The 14,457-nt window shown below is 63.3% G+C and carries 11 protein-coding genes and 1 riboswitch; of the genes, 2 read left to right on the top strand and 9 right to left on the bottom strand.

All coding sequences use genetic code 11. From position 1 onward, the window contains the following. The first annotated feature begins 76 nt into the window (after positions 1-76). The gene (gene katG, locus RA26_RS17715; protein ID WP_039186021.1) at positions 77-2,278 is read left to right on the top strand and encodes a catalase/peroxidase HPI; all 2,202 of its coding nucleotides are present in this window, start codon (positions 77-79) and stop codon (positions 2,276-2,278) included. A 183-nt stretch (positions 2,279-2,461) separates the two neighbouring features. Here katG and RA26_RS17720 read toward each other — a convergent pair whose 3' ends face one another. The 6 genes from RA26_RS17720 to RA26_RS17745 form a co-directional block, all read right to left on the bottom strand. Next, positions 2,462-4,285 (bottom strand): BCCT family transporter, encoded by a 1,824-nt coding sequence (locus RA26_RS17720; protein ID WP_039185881.1) that lies wholly within the window; start codon positions 4,283-4,285, stop codon positions 2,462-2,464. 77 nt (positions 4,286-4,362) lie between these two features. After that, positions 4,363-5,373, bottom strand: coding sequence for an Ldh family oxidoreductase (locus tag RA26_RS17725; protein WP_039185882.1), 1,011 nt, complete (start codon positions 5,371-5,373; stop codon positions 4,363-4,365). Between the two features lie 12 nt (positions 5,374-5,385). Then, the gene (locus tag RA26_RS17730) at positions 5,386-6,015 is read right to left on the bottom strand and encodes a DUF3726 domain-containing protein (protein WP_039185883.1); all 630 of its coding nucleotides are present in this window, start codon (positions 6,013-6,015) and stop codon (positions 5,386-5,388) included. Beyond that, complete coding sequence (locus RA26_RS17735; RefSeq protein ID WP_039185884.1) at positions 6,012-7,700, bottom strand: hypothetical protein; 1,689 nt, start codon at positions 7,698-7,700, stop codon at positions 6,012-6,014. Before RA26_RS17735 ends, RA26_RS17730 begins: the two co-directional genes overlap by 4 nt. Before the next feature lie 3 nt (positions 7,701-7,703). Next, positions 7,704-8,687, bottom strand: a complete 984-nt coding sequence (locus RA26_RS17740; RefSeq protein WP_039185886.1) for a membrane dipeptidase — start codon at positions 8,685-8,687, stop codon at positions 7,704-7,706. A 137-nt stretch (positions 8,688-8,824) separates the two neighbouring features. Next, positions 8,825-10,270 (bottom strand): aldehyde dehydrogenase family protein, encoded by a 1,446-nt coding sequence (locus RA26_RS17745; RefSeq protein WP_039186023.1) that lies wholly within the window; start codon positions 10,268-10,270, stop codon positions 8,825-8,827. A gap of 104 nt (positions 10,271-10,374) precedes the next feature. Between RA26_RS17745 and RA26_RS17750 the strand changes: the two genes are divergently transcribed. Further along, entirely contained in the window at positions 10,375-11,259 is an 885-nt protein-coding gene (locus RA26_RS17750) for a LysR family transcriptional regulator (protein WP_039185888.1), read from the top strand. 38 nt (positions 11,260-11,297) lie between these two features. Here RA26_RS17750 and RA26_RS17755 read toward each other — a convergent pair whose 3' ends face one another. From RA26_RS17755 to RA26_RS17765, 3 genes are read right to left on the bottom strand one after another with little or no spacing between them, the layout of a single operon-like run. Beyond that, positions 11,298-12,059 (bottom strand): ABC transporter ATP-binding protein, encoded by a 762-nt coding sequence (locus tag RA26_RS17755; protein ID WP_039185891.1) that lies wholly within the window; start codon positions 12,057-12,059, stop codon positions 11,298-11,300. Next, positions 12,056-13,105, bottom strand: a complete 1,050-nt coding sequence (locus tag RA26_RS17760) for a FecCD family ABC transporter permease (protein WP_039185894.1) — start codon at positions 13,103-13,105, stop codon at positions 12,056-12,058. Before RA26_RS17760 ends, RA26_RS17755 begins: the two co-directional genes overlap by 4 nt. Then, the gene (locus tag RA26_RS17765) at positions 13,102-14,112 is read right to left on the bottom strand and encodes an ABC transporter substrate-binding protein (protein ID WP_039186027.1); all 1,011 of its coding nucleotides are present in this window, start codon (positions 14,110-14,112) and stop codon (positions 13,102-13,104) included. Before RA26_RS17765 ends, RA26_RS17760 begins: the two co-directional genes overlap by 4 nt. A gap of 142 nt (positions 14,113-14,254) precedes the next feature. Continuing rightward, positions 14,255-14,446: riboswitch (cobalamin riboswitch) on the bottom strand. Between the last annotated feature and the right edge of the window lie 11 nt (positions 14,447-14,457).

The raw sequence follows: 14,457 nt of genomic DNA on the forward strand, positions 1-14,457 counted from the left end.
CAGGCTCGCGAATTGGTTCCGGGAGGCCTCCCCCACATCGCAGTTCAAACAATTGAAGCCACGATCGGAGATGGAAATGGACGGAAATACCCCCGCAGGAAAATGCCCGGTGATGCACGGCGCAGCGCTGAACACCGACGCCGGCGGCACCTCGAACCAGGATTGGTGGCCGAACCAGCTGAACCTGAAGATCCTGCACCAGCATTCGCCCAAGTCGAACCCGATGGGAGCGGACTTCAACTACGCCGAGGAGTTCAAGACTCTTGACCTGGAAGCGGTGAAGAAAGACCTGTTTGCGCTGATGACCGACAGCCAGGACTGGTGGCCGGCCGACTATGGCCATTACGGCGGCCTGTTCATCCGCATGGCCTGGCACAGTGCCGGCACCTACCGCACTGCCGACGGGCGCGGCGGCGGCGGCACCGGCAACCAGCGGTTCGCGCCGGTGAACTCATGGCCGGACAACGGCAACCTGGACAAGGCGCGCCGCCTGCTGTGGCCCATCAAGCAGAAATACGGCAACAAGATCTCCTGGGCGGATCTGATGATCCTGGCGGGCAACTGCGCAATTGAATCGATGGGCGGGCCGGTGTTCGGCTTTGGCGGCGGCCGCGAGGATATCTGGGCGCCGGAGGAAGACATCTATTGGGGCACCGAGACCGAGTGGCTGGGCGACAAGCGCTATTCCGGCGACCGAGACCTGGAGAACCCGCTGGCCGCAGTGCAGATGGGCCTGATCTACGTGAACCCGGAAGGGCCGAACGGCAATCCGGACCCGGTGGCGTCAGGCTTCGACGTGCGCGACACCTTTGCGCGGATGGGCATGAACGACGAGGAAACCGTGGCGCTGGTGGCAGGCGGCCATACCTTTGGCAAGGCGCATGGCGCGGGCGACCCGGAGCTGGTGGGAGCCGAGCCGGAAGCAGGCGCAATGGAGCAGATGGGCTTTGGCTGGGCCAATGCGCATGGCACCGGCAAAGGGGGAGACGCCACCACTTCGGGTATCGAAGGCGCGTGGAAGCCGAACCCGACCACCTGGGACATGGGTTATTTCGACGTGCTGTTCGGCTATGAGTGGAAGCTGGTCAAAAGCCCGGCAGGCGCTCAGCAGTGGGAAGCACAGGACGTAAAGCCCGAACACATGGTGGTGGATGCCCATGATCCCAGCAAACGCCATGCCCCGATGATGACCACCGCCGACATGTCGCTGCGGATGGACCCGGAATACGAGAAGATCTCGCGCGATTTCCATGCCAACTCGGAGAAATTCGCCGATGCCTTTGCGCGCGCCTGGTTCAAGCTGTGCCACCGCGACATGGGGCCGAAGTCGCGTTATCTGGGGACCGACGTGCCCGCGGAAGACCTGATCTGGCAGGACCCCCTGCCGGCCGCTGATCACCCATTGGTCAATGCACAGGATGTTTCGCAGCTGAAGGCGGCCATTCTGGGCACTGGGCTTTCAGTTGCAGAACTGGTTTCCACGGCCTGGGCTTCGGCCTCGACTTTCCGCGGTTCCGACATGCGCGGCGGTGCCAATGGCGGCCGCATCCGGCTGGCGCCGCAGAAGGACTGGGAGGTCAACGAGCCCGTCAAGCTGGCCAAGGTGCTGAAAGCGCTGGAACAGGTGCAGAGCGGCTTCAACGCCAATGCGTCCGGCGGCAAGAAAGTGTCGATGGCTGACCTGATCGTGCTGGCAGGCAGCGTTGGTGTCGAGGAAGCCGCCAAGGCGGCAGGCCACCCGGTCGATGTGCCCTTCACCCCGGGCCGCACCGATGCCACGCAAGAGCAGACCGACGTCGAGAGCTTTGCGGTTCTGGAGCCGGAGGCCGATGGGTTCCGCAACTACCAGAAGGCGGAGTACAGCGTCCCAGCCGAAAAGATGCTGGTGGACCGGGCGCAACTGCTGACCTTGGGCGCGCCGGAGATGACCGCGCTGATTGGCGGGTTGCGGGTGCTGGGTGCCAACCACGGCGATTCCAAGCATGGTGTGTTCACGGACAGGGTTGGTGTACTGAGCACCGATTTCTTCAGCGGCATCGTGGATATGGGTGTTGAGTGGAAACCGTCTGGCGACGGCACTTACGAGGGCCGTGAATGGGCCAGCGGCGAAGTCAAGTGGACCGGCACCCGCGCGGATCTGGTGTTTGGCTCAAACTCACAGCTGCGGGCGCTGGCGGAGGTCTATGCCCAGGATGATGGCGCCGCAGCCTTTGTCCGCGACTTTGCGGCGGCCTGGGTCAAGGTGATGAACGCCGACCGGTTCGACCTGACGGCATAAACCGCCACAGGCAAGACATAGAGGCGCCCCGGATATCCGGGGCGCTTTTTTGTGCGCGGTTTTCCAGCCCGCCGCTGCACGGCGAAAAAAGAAGCCGAAGGATCTCTCCTCCGGCTTCTCAACCCCATCAGGGGTGGTTCGAAAACGGCCGGGCAAACGCGGCAGCGCTGCCCGGTGTTTTGTTCATTCGGCCGGAGCCGCAGCCTTTTCACGCTGGCCGTCGCGGAACAGCGCCTTGGCCAGTGACACGCACATCAGGCCCATGACCATGGTGAAAGGCAGCGCGCCGATAATCATCGCGCTTTTCAGCGCTTCCATCGGGTCGGCTCCGCCATTCTGCTTGCCTGCGAACAGCAGGGTGCCGATCACGGCGGTCAGGATCAGGCCCCAAACGATCTTGTGCTTGTTGCCGATGTTCTGGTCGCCGCCGGACATGATGGTGTTCATCACCAGGATGCCGGAGTCTGCCGAAGTGACCAGGAAGGTCATGATCAGCACAACGCACATGATGGTGATGCCGGAAAGCAGGCCTCCGTCGATCATGCTCTGAAGGGTCACAAACAGCTTGGCGGTGTTGGAGGCGCCGATGATGGCACCTTCGGCTGCACCGTTCAGTTCCAGGTCGATGGCAGTGCCGCCCAGGATGGCCATCCAGGCAAAGCAGACCAGTGCCGGAGCGATCACACAACCGAGGATGAACTCACGCACCGAGCGGCCGCGGGAAATGCGCGCCAGGAACAGGCCCACGAAGGGCGAGAACGCGATCCACCAGGCCCAATAGAAGGTGGTCCAGCCTGCCTGCCAGCCGAACTGGCGCTGCGCCTCACCGGCTGCGTAGGTTGCTGCCAGAACGTCGTCGGACAGAGCTGCGGCTTCACCTTCCAGGCCGGACTTGAAGCCATCGAAGGAGCCCCAGGCGTTGGTTGCACCGCCGCGCAGCGCGTCGGCGTAAGGTGCTGCCTCAGCCGGCAGGGCTGCTGCGAAGTCAGCCGGGGACTGCGGGCCGTAGGCACCGAAGCTGAGCGATGTGAAGTGCAGGATGTAGTCCACGAAAGCCGAGGCATAGGTGGTCATGGCGAACATGAAGGAGCCGAAGACCACGAAGGTCAGCAGCAGGATCAGCGACAGAACCAGGTTCAGGTTCGACAGATACTTCACGCCGCGGCCAACACCGGACACAGCCGAGATGATCGACAGGCCCATGATTGCGAACAGGCCGGCCAGCAGGCCAACGGTGCCCGGAGCAGGCGCGTCGCCGCTCATGTCCATCATCCATTCCATGCCGGTGATGGCATAGACGCCGTCCACGAACTGCGAGACGCCGAAGCCGATGGTCACGGAGACACCCAAGATGGTGGCAACAACGCCCAGCACGTCAACGACATGGCCCAGGAAGCCGTTCATGAGCTTGCCGAACAGCGGTGTCAGCGCGGTGCGGATGGTGAGGGGCATATCACGGGTATAGGCGTAGTAGGCCAGCGACAGGCCGGTCACCACGTAGATCGCCCAGGCATGGAAGCCGTAGTGCAGGAACGTGTAGCGGAAGCCGGACTGAACGGCCTCTTCGGTGTTGGCAGTCACTTCCTGTGCCAGGACCACCGGGTTGGAGCCCCAGAGGCCCAGCGGTTCGGCGGTTGCAAAGACCATCAGGCCGACGCCCAATCCGGCGCCGAACATCATCGAGAACCAGGAGAAATCCGAGAACTCCTTGCCTTGGCCCGGTCCCCCCATGATCCGCTTACCGGTTTGCGGCAATGCGGCGACCACAAACAGGAAAAAGGCGAAGAAACCGACGATGATGATGTAGAAGGCGTTGAAATCCTCAAGGATCCGCCAATTGAGGCTGCCCAGAACGCCCGTGGCGTTTGCCGGCCAGACCAGGGCCCAGAGAACCAGGGCGACCATGATCCCCTTGCTGAGCAAGGCGATCTCGACGCTGTGCCCCTTATAGAAGCCCTCGTCGGAGGTCTTGATCTCCAGATCCGTAAAAGGTTGCTTTATTGACATGCGTTTCCTCCCGTTTCGCACGTGCCGCACCGGGGTGCGGATTGTCCGGCGGTTCGCGCAACCGCCGGTATCTGGCGTCAGCCCAGCAGGGCTTCGATCCTTGCCAGCGTTGCCACGCTGACAGCGACGCCGTCCTGACGGGCCTGCAAGCGTTTTGCCCGCCGCCCGTCTCCGGGCAGATGTGCGCCGTCTTGGCCGCGCACCGCTTCTACGATCCCGGCCATTCCGGCACTAAAAGCGTCATTTGCTGTCGCAACCGGGTCGATTACGATGAACATCTGGCCGGTTTTCGGCGGTCCGCCTGCTGTGCCGGAGAACGGCGAGGCGTTGATGCCCAGCGTGGCACCGGTCAGCGCAGCAGCCATGATTTCGGTCAGCAGCGCCACGCCGACGCCCTTGTAGCCGCCCGAAGGCGCCATTGAGCCTTTGAGGCCCGCGTCCGGATCGGTGGTCGGGTTGCCGTCGGCATCCAGCGCCCAGCCCAACGGGATCTCCTTGCCTTCCCGGGCGTGCTTCATTACTTCGCTTTTGGCGATGGTGCTGGCGCTCTGGTCGATCAGCAGCTCCGGCTCGCCATCCGCGCCAGGTACAGCAACGGAGAACGGGTTGGTGCCGACAACCGGCTTCTTGCCGCCGGAGGGCGCGATTGAGGCCGGCGCGTTGGTGAAGCCCAGCCCCACCAGTCCGGCGCGCGCCAGGCGGGCGGTATGGTAGCCCAGAACACCGCAGTTGTAGCTGTTGCGGATGGCCAGCACCGCAACGCCCTGCTCGCGGGCGGCAGGGATCAGCGCTTCAAAGCCCTGGTCGATGGCGGAATGGGCAAAACCAGTGGCCGCATCCACTGCAACAACACCGGGACGGGGACGGGTCAGAACCGGAGCCGCCTGCCCGTCCACCTTGCCGCATTGCACATGCTCAGCATAGATCGGGATGTAAGCGAGGCCGTGGCTGGCAACGCCGTCCGCCTCGGTGGCCGCGGTGGCAACCGCCAGCGGACGGGCATTGGCCTCGGACGTGCCTGCGGCCACCAGGGCACGGAAGGCGATATCCTCGATCTCAGCAAGGGTCATGGTTCTGGTTTCGGTCATGTCGACGCCTCTTCAGTCGTTGTCCGACAACCCGGCGCCGGCGCCCAGCAGGCGCGACTCCTCGGTGGCCGGAGCGTAGGTTTTATGGGCAAAGCGGTTGAGGACGGCCCAGGCCGCCTCCGCTGGTTCAGCCCGAGTATGGCTGCGGTTCGGACGGGCAACAGTGCCCTCAGCGCGGACTGTCAGCCTGTCCGCCGCATCCGGCAGTTCGCCTTCGCACTGCAGCTGGAACCCGTCGGTGACGGCCTGAATGCCCTCCGCCTCGACAGCGATGCAGGCGCCAAGCTGGCGGGCCGCCAGCGCGGCGAATGGCAGGATCATCGCGGGCTGTGTGACAGATCCGAGCACCAGCGGTGCCTGCTTAAGACCGGCAGCACAGTCCGACAAGGCTGCGCCGGTTGCCAGCGGACAGAGAGGTGCCCCTGCCTGCCACTCTCCTTGCAAGCTTTGCGGCGCATGGGCGGACAAGTCCGCGGCATGTCCCGCTTCAAGCAGGCCTGCCAGCACAGCGGAACCGTCCAGCCCCTGCGCAGAGAGCCAGCGGGTGGCCTTTGCAGCCTCTTCGGCCAGACCCCAGCTGTAGCCAGCGCCGCGGGCGGCGCGTTTGGCGGTGGCTTCGACTTCGTTCAGCGAATAGCTCATTGATCTGCCTCCGGATAAACCCACAGGTCGGCATTGGCGGTGGTCAGGTCCTCCGGGTAGGGCGCGCCTGCATACATGCAGATCCGCACCCAGCGGTCGGAGCGTGGGTCGAAATGCGTCGCCCCGAAAAACGAGAGTTTCGCCCGCAGCATGTCGATTGGCAGCACCCGGTCGCTGATGGTGTTACTGCGGATTTCGCCGTAAGGCGCCACCAGGCTCATTTGCGCCCGGCGCACGGTATGGCGGTGTTCCGGGTGGCGCAGCAGGAAGGCTGCGATGGGCTCCTCCGCTTGCCAATCTGCCAGCGCGGCATGGGCCAAGGCCGCGTCACGGGCCGGGGCCAGCGGCTGCTCATACTCGGCAATCGGCTCATCAAAGCGTTCGCCCATGCGCGGTTCCAGTTTCTCCTCCGAAACATACCAGGCGCGGGCGATGTTTTCACGGGCAGCCCAATCCAGTTCCAGCGCCCAGCCAAAGCTGTCTTTCAGCAGCTGCCGCACCTGCGCGACCGGCATTGCACCGTCGATGATGAAAGCATCCTTGTTGGCGTCAGCCATGCAGTCAGACAGCCCGTCCACCAGATCGGCATAGGGTTCTAGGATCAGCGAGGCCGCCAGCTCCTGCCCCTCCAGGCTCAGCTCTGTCTCGCTCCAGCGGATCAAGCGGTCCCAGGGTTTATCATTGAGCAGATCATCTGAGGCGGTCCATGCGGCCAGAGCCTCAAGGTCCCTGTGAAGACTGGCCAGCTTCTCGATCTGAACTGGGTGTTCGGAGCGCCAGCGCGCTGCCGACAGCTCACTCCGCCGCAGCATGCGGCGGAAGCAGGCTGCTTCCTCTGCCGTGGCCGTTTCAACCGAGCGCACCCGGGCAATCGCCTCTTCCCGCGCCATGATCCAGTTGTTGAACAGCACCGGGTGGTTGACGATGTAGGGCGCCATACCGAGGCCGGTGGAGTTTCCGATACCCAGCCGAAGCGCGGTTTCCGGCGCCAGCGGCACGGCGTTTTCGCCGCCCTTTGCACGGGCCATGTACTCGACCAGATCGCGGACAAAGACGCGGGTGAGGTAAACCGACAGCATCTCTGCCTGGAACGGCGCGTTGAGTTCGGGGCGGTCCGCAATCGCCTCCCGGTCGGCAGCACCCAGCTTGCCGGAGCCGTAGACGGCGGTGGTGCGCATCAAGTAGCCGACGGCGTCCACCTGCGCGGGATCCGGCTGCTGGCCCTGCGACAAAGCATCGACGAAATGCGCCCACAGGCGCACAGAGCGATTGGCGCGAGAGACAGACAAGGATTTCTCGTTGACCCGCCCGGCTTCCTGATAAGGCACGTTCTTAGACAGACGCTCAATGTCAGCATCTGTTGGCACCCCGTCGAACAGGGTAAAGGTCGCATCCCAGGCGGTGGCGATCACCCGGTCCGACCGCATCTCCGGCGGCAGATCGTGGGCAAAGGCAATCAAGGAATAGGTCCGCGCAGGGCCGGTGGCGGTATAGACCGCCACCCCGACGCCCTTAGCATCGATATCGAACTTGGGGCGCGCAAAGCTCCAGTTTTCCCGGGCCATGCGGCGTGTCAGCACCCGCATGAAGCTGAGGCGGCACTGATGCAGGGAGCCGAGACGGCTTAGGCGCATCACCCGAGCCGGATCCCGTCGTGATATCGTTGTCTGCGCGGTTGTTTCCATGACCTATCCCTTTGGGCCAAAGTTTTCGGCAAAGAACCGGTACCAGTTCCCTCCCATGATGCCGCTGACCTCGTCATCGTTCATGCCCGTCGCGCGAAGGCCTTCTTCGATATTTCCAAAGTCGCGGTTGTCCTTGAACCAGCTGGGCATTTCCGGGAAACCCGGAGCGGCGGCTGATCCTTCGCCGTAATCGATTTCCTTGGTCCAGCGACCGACCCGCATCCATTCAACGATGCTGTCGGGCTGATCCTGGCAAAGGTCGGTGCCGATGCCGAGATGTTCTGCCCCGTATTTTTCTGCGGTGCGTGCAATCATCTCGCAGAAGCTTTGCAGGGTGCAGTCGGACTTGTCCTTCAGGTGGTGCGGATAGACCGAAAAGCCCAGCATGCCGCCGTGGCCGGTGACTGCGCGTATGACATCATCCTTCTTGTTGCGCAGCGCAGGCGACCATTCATGCGGGTTGGCATGGGTGATGGCGATCGGACGGGTGGAAATCTCCGCCGCCTCAATGGTGGAGCGGTCGGCGGAATGACTCATATCCACGACCAGGCCGACCCGGTTCATTTCCTTGATCACCTGCTTGCCCATGCGGGTGATCCCCATGTCGTCTGCCTCGTAGCAGCCGGTCGCCAGCAGAGACTGGTTGTTATAGGTTAGCTGCATGAAACGGGCGCCGAGCGTGTGCAGGATCTCGACCAGGCCGATGTCGTCCTCCATCGGCGAGGGGTTCTGGAAGCCGAAGAACACCGCGGTACGGCCGGTATCGCGGGCCTTGTCGATGTCCGAGGCCCACTGCCCCTTCATGATCAGATCCGGGTACTGCTCGAACCAGCGGTTCCATTTCTCGAAGTTCAGGACCGTCTCGCGGAAGTTCTCGTGATAGGCAATGGTGACATGGATCGCGTCCACGTTGCCTTCGCGCAGCTGGCGGAAGATCTTTTCCGACCAGTTGGCATATTGCAGGCAGTCGATACGGTATCCGGTCATTCAAGCACCTCGGTTTTATAAGTCCAGCACCCGGCCCTCAGGCAGCGGGCAGGAAGCGCCCGCCGCAGGGGAAACAAGGCGGGCGGGCGCTTCCGCAAACTGGCATGCCGGGGTCCGGCGCTGCCACGGTTTCATTCTCAGACCGGCTTGCCGGCGCTGATGTAGGCGGTCTTGACGGTGGTGTAGAACTCCGCCGCTGCCTTGCCCTGCTCGCGCGGGCCATAGGAGCTGTCGCCGCGGCCGCCGAAGGGCACGTGGTAGTCGGTGCCTGCGGTCGGCAGGTTGACGGTCACCACACCGGTGCGCGCATTGCGGCGGAAGTGGGTGGCGCGGGCCAGCGACTGGGTGACAATTCCCGAGGTAAGGCCAAAGTTGGTGTCATTCACCACGGACAGCGCCTCGTCGTAGCTGCCGACCTTGATCACGCTGGTCAGCGGCGCAAACATTTCTTCGCGGTTGATGCGCATGTCGTTGGTGGTGTTCAGGAACACGCCCGGGGACATGTAGAAGCCTTCGTGCGGCATCTCCAGGCGCTGGCCGCCGCAGGCCAGCTCGGCGCCTTCAGATTTGCCGAGGTCTACATAGGCCAGGTTTTCATTCAGCTGCTGCTCGCTGACCACCGGCCCCATCTGCACGCCCTCTTCCAGCGCGTGGCCCACTTTCATGGCCTGCGCCCCGGCGACAAGCTTGTCGACAAAGGCATCGTGAATGGCCGCGTGGACCACGAGCCGGGAGGAAGCGGTGCATTTCTGCCCGGTACCGCCAAAGGCACCGCCCAGCGCCAAGGAGACGGCCAGATCCAGGTCGGCGTCGTCCATTACGGCGAGCGCGTTCTTGGAGCCCATCTCCATCTGCACCTTGGTCAGGTTCTGGATAGCAGCAGACGCAATGCCCTTGCCCACCGGCACCGAGCCAGTGAAGGAGATTGCGTTCACCTTGGGACTTTCGACCAGGCGCTGGCCGATCGAACGGCCCGAACCCATAACCAGCGAGAACAGGCCCTTGGGGATGTCCTGCTTGGCAATGATTTCAGTCAGGGCAACAGCGGATGCCGGAGTGATATTCGCAGGCTTCCAAACAACGGCGTTGCCGTAGCACAGCGCCGGCGCGATTTTCCAGGATGCGGTTGCGGTCGGGAAGTTCCAAGGAGAGATGATTGCCACCACGCCCACCGCTTCGCGGCGCACGTCCACCTCGATGTCAGGGCGCACGGAGTCGGCATTTTCACCGATCTGACGCAGGCATTCGGCCGCATAATAGGTGAAGAATTGGCCGGCGCGGTAGACTTCGCCCTTGCCCTCGGCCAGCGGCTTGCCTTCTTCGCGGCTCAAGAGCGTGCCCAGTTCTTCGGCGCGGGCCATCAGCTCATTACCGATGTTCATCAGCACTGCCTGCTTGCGCTCCAGCCCGTAGGCAGCCCATTCGCGCTGTGCGGTCTGCGCCTGAGCCAGAGTGGCGTCTAGCTGATCGGAGCTGGCTTGGGCAAACATACCAACCAGATCGCTCAGGTCCGAAGGGTTGCGGTTTTCGATTTCGCTTTCGCCCGCCAGCCATTCGCCGGCAATCAGGTTCAGTTTGGTCACGGAAAAGCCCCAGATGCAGAATTTCAGGTTTACAGCAGGATGGACTCCACGGACCACATCAGTCAAACTCAATAAACTGTAAGCAACTTCAGGAAACTTAAAGCGTGGCCCTAAAAGTCGAAATGCTGCGCGCCTTCTGCACTGTGGCGCAGACCGGCAACCTGTCAGAAGCCGCAAACCGGCTGGGACGGACCCAATCCGCCGTTTCAATGACGCTGAAGCAGATGGAGGACCATCTGGGAAAGAAGCTGTTTGAGGGCGAGCGCAAGAACCAGCTGTCGCCGCTGGGTGCGCAGGTCTTTGAGCTGGCCCAGCAGCAAGTGCGCCGCTTTGACCAGACCGTGCAGAGCATCGAACTGGCAGCGGAAGCAGCGCACGGACTGCTGCAGATCGTGTCTGTCCCATCGGTTGCGGCGCTGGTTTTTCCGGAAGTGCTGGAGCACATGACAGCGCGCCACCCCGGTCTCAAGGTGGAACTGCGCGACACGGACACTCAGGAGGTGCTGGATGCGCTGGCAGAAGGCAAGGCGGACATCGGCATCGCCTCCGGCTACCACCCGCTGAACGGTGTTAAGGCGGTTCCCTTGTTCGAGGACCGTTTTGGACTGGTCTGTGCCACGGATCATCCGCTGTACCGGCAACAGGCCGCCCCAACCATCGCCGATGTGACCGGCGCATCCTTTGTCCGCAATGCGTTGTGCGACCTGATCCGCAACGAGTGCTTTGTGGAGGCCAGCAGCAATGCCGACGTGACGATCCACAACACCCATTCGCTGATCACCATGGTGCGCACCGGGAAATGGGTGACGGTGCTGCCGCAGACCGTTGCCCGCTTCATGCCGGAAGCCACCGCCTTCCGTCCGATTGCCGACCTGCCCGACAAGCGCGCGGTTTACCTGTACCAGCGCGAGCGGTCCCGCTTTGCCGCGCTGACAGAGGAGTGCTGCGCCTTTATCCAATCGTGCAACCTGTCCGGCGAGCCTAGCTGAAACTTCCTGCCTGTGGCCCTCTGCTCAGGCAGATAGTTTCAGGCAAGCTGGAACGATAGAAAGGGGGCTGTGCCCTCGGCATCCCGGACCCAGCGGGCCTTGATCCCGAATATGTCCGACACTGTTTCCGGAGCCAGCGCCTGCCCTGGTTCGCCAAAGGCCACCAGACGCCCATGCGACAGCACCGCTACCTTGTCGCAGGTCAGGGCCTGGTTGAGGTCATGCAAGGCAACCACAGTGGTCACCTTCAGGTTCCGGATGCAGTTCAAAATCGAAAGCTGATGGTGAATGTCCAGATGGTTTGTCGGCTCATCCAGCAGCAACAGCCCCGGGCGCTGCGCGAGGGCGCGGGCGATATGCAGCCGCTGCCGTTCGCCGCCAGACAATGTGGACCATTCACGGCTGTCAAAGCTTTCCATCTCGACCGTGCTCAGCGCTTTGTCCACCAGAGCCGTATCCTCGCCGCTCCAAGGTTTCAGCGCCGACAGCCAGGGGGTGCGGCCCAGCTCGACGACGGACCGTGCGGTGATGCGCTCGGCCGTGTCGGCCTGCTGTTCGACAATGGCAATCCGCTGGGCGATATCGCGGCGTGTCAGCTGCGCCAGCGGCTTGTCTGCCAGCAGCACCTGTCCTTGCGAGGGCTTCGCGATGCCGGACAGCAGACGCATCAGGGTCGACTTGCCAGAGCCGTTGGGACCAACCAGCGCCAGCGTCTCGCCCGGCTGAACGGACAGAGACACATCCTGCAGCAGGGTTTTGCCGCGCACGGCAAAGGACAGGCTGCGGGCTTCGATCTTCATCGCGCAGCCCTTTGCCCACGCACCAGGATCACCGCAAAGGACGGCGCGCCAATCAGCGCTGTGACAACTCCGATGGGCAGCACCTGGCCGGGGATGATGACGCGGGACACGATGTCGGCAGCAATCAGGAACACCGCACCGGTCAGTGCTGCGGCAGGCATCAGCCTGCGGTGGCCGGGGCCGACCAGAAACCGCGCCGCATGGGGGATCACCAGACCGACAAAGCCGATGGAGCCGACAACCGACACCATCACCGCGGTCATCAGTGCGGTGGCAAAGATCAGCACCACTTGCACGCGGCGGACCGGGATACCAAGCGAAGCTGCGGAATCGGTGCCAAAGGTGAAAGCGTCAAGGGCGCGGGCATGAAACCGGCAGATCATCCAGCCTGCCAGCGCCAGCGGCACTGCCAGCCACACATCCGGCCAGCGCACGCCGCTGAGGTTGCCCATCAGCCAGAACATGATGCCGCGGGCCTGATCGGCGTTGGCAGACTTGGCGATGATGAAGGCGGTCAGCGCATTGAACAGCTGCGAGCCCGCAATGCCGGCCAGCACGATCTGCGCGGCGGCCGCACGATTGCCCCCTGCCCCAGCGGCGCGTGCCAGGATGGCGACAAAGCCAAAGGCCAGGAGCGCCCCGTTGAAGGCGCCGAAAGAGAGCGACAGGGCACCGCCGCCAAGCCCTGCAATGGCCACCGCAACCGCCCCGGTCGAGGCGCCAGCGGAAATGCCTAGAATGTAAGGGTCCGCCAGCGCGTTGCGCAGCAGCGCCTGCAGCACCACGCCAGCCACTGCCAGCGCCGCTCCGCAAGCCGCTGCCACCAGTGCCCGCGGCACCCGGTAGCTCCAGATGATGCCCTGGTCCACCGGATCAACCGGCAGGCCTGCGCCCGCCAGCTTATTGGCCAGAACGGCCAGCACAAGGTCAGGCGCAAGCGAGGTTTCCCCGATCATCGCGCCCGCCAGAACCGCCGCCGCCAGAACCGGCAGGGCCAGGCAGACGCCCCGGATGCCCTGCAAGGCCAGTGCGGCGGCTGCACTCATACGCCGTTGCCGATCGCTCTGAGTTCAGCAGCCAGGTCCTCCAGCGCCGGAATGGCGCGGATGGTGGCGTCCATCGCCTGGGCGTCCATCACCACGATGCGGTTGTTCTTGACCGCGTCCATCTGGCTGGCAACCGGGTCATTGCGCAGGAATTCCAGCTTCTTCTCGTAGTCGTCGGCGGCAAAGCGGCGGCGGTCCATACGGGCAATCACAATCACCGTCGGGTTAGCTTTGGCGATGGTTTCCCAGCCGACAGTCGGCCATTCTTCGTCAGTCTCGATGACATTGCGCAGGCCCAGCTGTTGCATCATGTAGCCCGGTGCCCCCTTCTGGCCGGCCACAAACGGATCGCTTTCCATTTCAGGCGAAGAAAACCAGAACACGGCAGAGGCATCTTCGAGCGCAACCTCTTGCGCCTTCGCAACCGCTGCCGCCTCACGAGCCTTGTAGTCGGCAACCAGTTCTGCACCCTTTTCGGCCTCGCCAAAGATCGCTGCCAATTCCTCGATGCCCTGATAAAGGCTGTCGGTGGTGAACATTTCGGTCCGGGTGCCGTCGCCGCCGGTGGTGTTGTCCTTGCCGACGCAATCCGCGGGCATCACATAGGTCGGGATGCCGAGGTCGTGGAACTGCTCGCGCTTGGCGACCACGCCTTCGGGGCCGACGTGCCATTCATACTGAGCCGCCACCAGACCCGGGCGCTTGGCCACCACGCTCTCAAAACTCGGGTCGTTGTCGGCGAGGCGCTCGACCTTGGCGTTCAGCTCAGCATATTCGGGCAGCACGTCATTGAACCAGACCGAGGTGCCCAGCACCTTATCACCCAGGCCCAGCGCATAGAGCACCTCTGTTGCCGCCTGGCCAACGGTCACGGAGGACCCAACCGGCGCCTCGAAAGTGACGGTCTCACCGCAGTTCTGAAGGGTCAGCGGAAAGGTCTCGCTGGCGGCGGCTGCCTGAGCGGCCGCAATGAAGTAAAGGCCCATCAGGCCAGAACGCAGGAACATGATTTCGATCTCCATGTGTCAATGACCGGAGAACGGGTGAAAAGGGCATTGACCGGTCAGACGAAGGGTTTTGGCCCTTCTTGCAGCCTCCAGTACTGGTGGCGCAATTCACCGGCAACCTCCCCGGACAACCCCGTCCGGTGTGCTTCAGTTTTCACCGGCAGGTCTCCTGACTGGCGGGTCATTGCCTGTGCCGTCTTCCCGGACTAGATGGTCCAGTGACTTTATGGCACAGCACTCGCCGCCTACAGTTGCGGGGGCAGTTCCGGTTGGCGCCAGACGGCGCCGCGGATTCCCTCTTAGCCCTTGCAGGACCGGTAAAGCGCGGGTAGCGCATCACCTCTC

This window comes from Leisingera sp. ANG-M7 (assembly GCF_000813965.1).
Classification (GTDB): domain Bacteria; phylum Pseudomonadota; class Alphaproteobacteria; order Rhodobacterales; family Rhodobacteraceae; genus Leisingera.

Coding starts and splice junctions, on each gene's coding strand:
- katG (WP_039186021.1), top strand. CDS start 77: ATGGACGGAAATACCCCCGCAGGAAAATGCCCGGTGATGCACGGCGCA.
- RA26_RS17720 (WP_039185881.1), bottom strand. CDS start 4,285: ATGTCAATAAAGCAACCTTTTACGGATCTGGAGATCAAGACCTCCGAC.
- RA26_RS17725 (WP_039185882.1), bottom strand. CDS start 5,373: ATGACCGAAACCAGAACCATGACCCTTGCTGAGATCGAGGATATCGCC.
- RA26_RS17730 (WP_039185883.1), bottom strand. CDS start 6,015: ATGAGCTATTCGCTGAACGAAGTCGAAGCCACCGCCAAACGCGCCGCC.
- RA26_RS17735 (WP_039185884.1), bottom strand. CDS start 7,700: ATGGAAACAACCGCGCAGACAACGATATCACGACGGGATCCGGCTCGG.
- RA26_RS17740 (WP_039185886.1), bottom strand. CDS start 8,687: ATGACCGGATACCGTATCGACTGCCTGCAATATGCCAACTGGTCGGAA.
- RA26_RS17755 (WP_039185891.1), bottom strand. CDS start 12,059: ATGAAGATCGAAGCCCGCAGCCTGTCCTTTGCCGTGCGCGGCAAAACC.
- RA26_RS17760 (WP_039185894.1), bottom strand. CDS start 13,105: ATGAGTGCAGCCGCCGCACTGGCCTTGCAGGGCATCCGGGGCGTCTGC.
- RA26_RS17765 (WP_039186027.1), bottom strand. CDS start 14,112: ATGTTCCTGCGTTCTGGCCTGATGGGCCTTTACTTCATTGCGGCCGCT.